General features: G+C 74.2%; 4 protein-coding genes. 1 reads left to right on the top strand and 3 read right to left on the bottom strand.

Features of this window, described 5'->3' with window-relative positions; all coding sequences use genetic code 11:
• Both ACFU99_RS37505 and ACFU99_RS37510 read right to left on the bottom strand, forming a co-directional pair.
• Positions 1–1,086, bottom strand: a 1,086-nt coding sequence (locus tag ACFU99_RS37505; RefSeq protein WP_384401307.1) for an AAA family ATPase, incomplete at its 3' end; no start/stop codon positions are given.
• Entirely contained in the window at positions 1,083–2,294 is a 1,212-nt protein-coding gene (locus ACFU99_RS37510) for an exonuclease SbcCD subunit D (protein WP_384401310.1), read from the bottom strand. The genes ACFU99_RS37505 and ACFU99_RS37510, both read right to left, overlap by 4 nt.
• 232 nt (positions 2,295–2,526) lie before the next feature.
• Between ACFU99_RS37510 and ACFU99_RS37515 the strand changes: the two genes are divergently transcribed.
• Complete coding sequence (locus ACFU99_RS37515; RefSeq protein ID WP_384401313.1) at positions 2,527–3,255, top strand: PepSY domain-containing protein; 729 nt, start codon at positions 2,527–2,529, stop codon at positions 3,253–3,255.
• A gap of 45 nt (positions 3,256–3,300) precedes the next feature.
• Here ACFU99_RS37515 and ACFU99_RS37520 read toward each other — a convergent pair.
• Positions 3,301–3,575: RNA-binding S4 domain-containing protein (locus tag ACFU99_RS37520; RefSeq protein WP_384401316.1), on the bottom strand; the 275-nt coding region annotated here is incomplete at its 5' end.

The following is a 3,575-nucleotide window of genomic DNA, read 5'->3' on the forward strand; positions in this document are numbered from 1 at the left end:
GGCGGTGTCCAGTCCTGCGCGGGCGCGGCGATCGGCGTCGCCGGCGGCGCGCCAGGCGTGCTCCGCGTCGTCGCGCAGGGCGAGGGCGGGGGCGACGGCCTCGGCGGCTCTGGCGGTCTCCAGCCGCCGCCTGACCTGCTCGTACTCCTCGCGCCGGCCCTCCAGCGCGGCGGCGCGGTCACGGGCGCGGGCGTGCCGCTGCTGGAGCCGGGCCAGTTCGCGGGCGGCGGCGGCGTGTTCCTGCGCGGTGTGGTGGGCGTCCTCGGCGGCGCGGACGGCCGCGGCGGCGACGTCCTCGCGCTCGCGTGCGTCCGTACGGGCCTGGGCCGCCCATTCGAGGACGGCGTCGGCGAGTCCGGGCTCGCCGGGGGCGAGGTCGGGCAGCGGGTTCTCCAGCAGTTCCGTGCTGCGGCCCGCGGCCTGCGCCATGCGGTGGGCGGCGGCCAGCAGCCGCTCGTCGCCGCCCCGTACCCGCTCCTGGGCGGCGCGCCGCAGCTCGGCGAGCCTGTCCTCGACGGCGGCGAACCGGCCGGTGTCGAAGAGCCTGCTGAGGAGCTTGCCGCGGGCGGTGTCGTCGGCGTGCAGGAAACGCGAGAAGTCGCCTTGCGGGAGGAGGACGACCTGGCAGAACTGCTCCCGGCTCATGCCGAGCAGTTGCGTGATCTCCTCGCCGATCTCCTGGTTGGAGCGGCTCAGCGCCTTCCACGCACCGCTCTCGGCGTCCTGTTCGCGCAGCGCGCAGTACGCCTTCTCCTTGGTGGAGCCGCTCCCCCGCTTCTTGGGGCGGAGCTGTTCGGGCCGCCGGGTGAGCTCCAGCCGCCGTCCGCCGACGGTGACTTCGAGTATGACCTCGGTCGGCGTCAGCGGCTCCGCGTGATCGCTGCGCAGCGACAGACCGGAGCCCTGGCGGGCGCCGGGGACACCGCCGTAGAGGGCGTAGCAGACGGCGTCCAGGACGGAGGTCTTGCCCGCGCCGGTCGGCCCGTGCAGCAGGAACAGCCCGGCGGCGGACAGTTCGTCGAAGTCGACGTGCTGCGTGGCGCCGAACGGGCCGAAGGCGGTGAGGGTGAGCCGGTGAAGTCTCATCGCGCCGCCCCGTTCTCGGCGTTCGCGGCGTGCTCGGTCTCTGCGGCCCGCACCGCGTCGAGCGCGTCGGTCAGCACGCCGCGCTCCACGGCGTCGGGGCCGCGGCCGGCCCGGACGTGGGCCACGAAGTCCTCGGCGATCTGCTGGTCGGTGCGTCCGCGCAGCCGCCGCGCGTACGAGGCGAGCGGGTCCTCGGGGGCCCGGTCGGGCTCGAAGACGAGGCTCAGCACGTGCGGGAAGCGCTTCGTGAGGCGGGCCATCGGCTCGTGGGGGCGGTGCGCGTCGGTGAGCGTCGCCTCGACGTAGGCGTCTTCGTGCCGGTCCAGGGCGGGGTCGCCGAGGAGCTCTTCGAGGGGGCCGCGGATACGGGCGAGGGGGCGCGGGACGGGGCAGTCGATCCGTTCGGCGCTCAGCTCGGCTCCTCCTTCGGCGCCGGGGCCTCGCACAACGGGGCCGAGGTCCACGAGCCACATCGACTTACGGTGGTCGGTCTCCGAGAAGGAGTACGCGAGGGGGGAGCCCGAGTAGCGGACCCGGTCGGCGATGCGCTGGCAGCCGTGCAGATGGCCGAGGGCGACGTAGTCGACGCCGTCGAAGAGCTCGGCGGGGACGGCGGAGACCCCGCCGACGGTGATGTCGCGCTCGCTGTCGCTGGCCGTGCCGCCGGTAACGAAGGCGTGGGCGAGGACGACGGAGCGGGTACCGGACGGACGGGTGGCGAGGTCGGCCCGTACGCGCTCCATCGCGGCGCCCAGGACCGCCGTGTGGTTGGCCTTCGGGGCGGCCAGTTCGTCGCGGACGAGCGCGGGTTCGAGGTAGGGCAGGCCGTAGCAGGCGATGTCGCCGTGCTCGTCGGTGAGCACGACGGGGTCGGCGCAGCCCGCCGGGTCGGTGCGCAGATGGACTCCGGCGCGCTCGATCAGCCCGGCGCCGACGCCGAGGCGGCGTGCCGAGTCGTGGTTGCCGGAGATCATGACGGTGGGGACGCCGAGCCCGGCGAGGCGGTGCAGGGCGTCGTCGAAGAGTTCGACGGCGGCGAGCGGAGGCACGGCCCGGTCGTAGACGTCGCCCGCGACGAGCACGGCGTCGACGCGCCGCTCCCGTACGGTCGCGACGAGATGGTCGATGAAGCGGCGCTGGGCGTCCAGCATGCTCACCCGGTGGAAAGAACGTCCCAGATGCCAGTCGGACGTGTGCAGAATTCTCAAGAAACCGCTCCGACCTGCATGTTCTCCCCTTCTCCGCCCCTGTGACCAGTCCGGGCCCGCGCGGGATCGCACCGTGGCCGTCAACAACGCTAACGCCCGGCCGCCCCGGGTCCACCACAGACCTCAGTTTTCGCCCGGCCCACCGGGGAGGGGCGGCGGCGGTCCCGGTACCGCTCGGGTGATTTAGCCGGATAGGGGTGAGAGCGCCGCCTTGTAGGGAAAGGCTGCCGCTATGAGCGCTGAACCCGGATCTGTGAATCTGCGACGCGGCGTGGTCCGCACCCGGTGGGGCCGTGCGGCGGGCGTGCTGTGCGGCGTCGTCGTCTCGGCGGCCCTGGTGAGCGGGTGCGGGGACGACGGCGGTGGCGGAGGCTCGTCCGCCACTTCCGGAGCGACGGCCTCCGCAGGTTCCTCCGGGTCGGCCGCGTCCTCCGCCCCCGCCTCCGGCGCGGCGACGGAAACGGCCGGGCTCACCGAGGACCAGGCCGAGCGGAAGGCCCTGCTGCCGACCGCGAAGGTCGATTACGAGCGGGCGGCACGGATCGCGGCGGGGGCCGTGCCGAACGGCAAGGTCTCCGAGATCGAGCTGAAGCGGATCACCGGCGGCGGTTCACAGTGGCGCTCCAAGGTCGCCGAGCGCGACGGCACGGCGCACGAGGTGAACGTGGACGCCGGGTCCGGCAAGGTCACCCGGTCCCGGACGGAGCCCGGCCAGGACAGCGAGGACAAGCGCGAGCTCGCCGACCGGCTGGGGAAGGCGAAGGTCTCCGCGCAGCAGGCGGTGCGCACCTCGGCCGAGCGCAAGCCGGGCACGACCACCGCGGTGGAGATCGACGACCGGGACGACGGCACCACGATCTGGTCCGTGGACCAGGTGAACACCGACACCTGGAACAAGACGACGTTCGACGTGGACGCCGCCGGCGGGAAGGTCCTGCGCGAGCACGTGGACCGCGACTGAAGTGGGACGCTTCGGGGGCGCCCTGCTATGGATGTTCCCCGCCGCCTACGGCCGCTCGTGGCTGCGCAGCGCCTCCATGTCCCGGCGTTCGCGCTTCGTGGGCCGTCCGGCGCCGCGGTCGCGCTGGGCGACCGGGGCGACGGCCTCGCGGGGCGGCGGGGGCGGGCTGTTGTCGACGAAGCACTCGGCGGCGACGGGCGCGCCGACCCGCTTGCGCACCAGGCGTGAGACCACGACGATCTTCTCGAACCCGGCCTGGCGCAGCCGCACCTCGTCCCCCGGCCGCAGCGGCTGGGCCGGTGTGGCGCGCTCGCCGTTGA

This window comes from Streptomyces sp. NPDC057654, assembly GCF_042800135.1.
Classification (GTDB): domain Bacteria; phylum Actinomycetota; class Actinomycetes; order Streptomycetales; family Streptomycetaceae; genus Streptomyces.

Excerpts from the sequence above, each read along its gene's own strand:
- ACFU99_RS37515 (WP_384401313.1), top strand. The coding sequence starts at position 2,527 with ATGAGCGCTGAACCCGGATCTGTGAATCTGCGACGCGGCGTGGTCCGC.